The sequence below is a fragment of the Kitasatospora sp. NPDC007106 genome, from assembly GCF_040634455.1.
GTDB lineage: Bacteria > Actinomycetota > Actinomycetes > Streptomycetales > Streptomycetaceae > Kitasatospora > Kitasatospora arboriphila.
Map to the genome: position 1 here is coordinate 1 of NZ_JBEYFP010001173.1, position 1,525 is coordinate 1,525.

The 1,525-nt window shown below is 74.8% G+C and carries 2 protein-coding genes; one reads left to right on the forward strand and one right to left on the reverse strand.

Annotation, left to right across the window (positions count from 1 at the left end):
• Nucleotides 1-1,036, forward strand: a 1,036-nt coding sequence (locus ABZ641_RS36860) for a branched-chain amino acid ABC transporter substrate-binding protein (protein ID WP_359988921.1), incomplete at its 5' end; no start/stop codon positions are given.
• Here ABZ641_RS36860 and ABZ641_RS36865 read toward each other — a convergent pair.
• Nucleotides 1,030-1,525, reverse strand: a 496-nt coding sequence (locus tag ABZ641_RS36865; RefSeq protein ID WP_359988923.1) for a serine hydrolase domain-containing protein, incomplete at its 5' end; no start/stop codon positions are given. The genes ABZ641_RS36860 and ABZ641_RS36865 overlap by 7 nt on opposite strands.

Genomic DNA, 1,525 nt, shown 5'->3' on the forward strand with positions numbered 1-1,525 from the left:
GGCCGACCTCGCCGTGCGGACGGCCAACCGGCGGACGTACGTCCCGGGTGTCACCTTCGAGCTGAAGGCGCTGGACGACCAGGCCCAGCCGCAGACCGGCCGGCAGAACGCCGATGCGCTCGTCGCCGACGACCGGGTGCTCGGCGTGGTCGGTCCGCTGAACTCCAGCGTCGCCCAGTCGATGCTGCCCTCGTTCGCATCGGCCGGGCTGGTGGACGTCTCGCCGGCCAACACCAACCCGGTGCTCACCCTGGGCAGCGACTGGCAGAAGGGCGTCAAGTCGCGCCCGTACCCCGTGTACTACCGCACCACCACCACGGACGCCCTGCAGGGCCCGTTCGCCGCCCGGTACCTCGTCAAGGTCGCGAAGAAGACGAAGTTCTTCGTGATCGACGACCGGAAGACCTACGGCGCCGGGCTCGCCGACGGGTTCACCGCCGAGGTCGCCGCCCTCGGGGGCACGGTCGTCGGTTCGGAGCACGTGGAACCGGGCAGCACCGACCACGCCGCCCTGGCGGCGAAGGTCCGCGCCAGCGGCGCCGAGGCGGTCTACTACGGCGGGGAGTACCCGGACGCGGCGCCGCTCTCCCGGCAGCTCAAGGAGGGCGGCGCGACGGTGCCGCTGATGGGCGGCGACGGCATCTTCGACACCGAGTACACCCGGCTGAACGGCCGGGCCGAGGGCGACCTGGCCACCTCGGTGGGCGCGCCCACCGACGCGCTCAACGGCGGGACGGCCTTCCTCGACGACTACCGGGCCGCAAGCTACCCGGAGGACGCCGGCCAGTACGGCGCCTACGCGTACGACGCGGCCTGGGCCGTCATCGAGGCGGTCAAGTCCGCGGTGGCCGCGAACGGCGGCACGCTGCCGTCCGACGCCCGGGCCAAGGTGGCGGAGGCGATGGCGGGCGTCTCCTTCGACGGCAGGACCGGGGCGGTCTCCTTCGACGAATACGGCGACACCACCAACCGGCAGCTCACCGTCCACACGGTGCAGGGCGGCGCCTGGCACTCCGTCAGGACCGACACCTACTGACCGTCGCGCGCCCGGCCGGCGGCAGCCTCCTGCAGGGTGCGCAGCAGGCCCGCGCCGGCGGCGTCCACGGACCGGCCGGTGTTGCCGAGGACGGCGACGGCCGTGCCGGTCTCCGGGTCGAAGCCGGCGTACGAGGCGAAGCCCCCGGTGCGGCCGTTGTGCCAGATCTGCAGGTGGCCGCCCTGCTGCGGGTGCGAGCGGTGCGCCGACCAGCCGAGGTGCGTCCAGGAGAACGGGCCGGTGCGGTGCTCCACCTGCCGGGTGAGGACGATCGCCTCGGCGGTGTCGGTGGGCGCCCCGCCGAGCTGGGCGCGCAGGAAGGCGGCGAGGTCGTTGCCGGTGGAGCGCAGGCCGCCGGCGCCGGCCAGGTCGGCGAGGTGCCACGGCGCGGCGGGCCTGCGGTTGGCGGTGTGGCCGCCGGCGAACCGGCCGGCGCCGCCGGCACCGGGCGTGACGACCGTGTCGGCGAGCCCGAGCGCCAGGCAGACC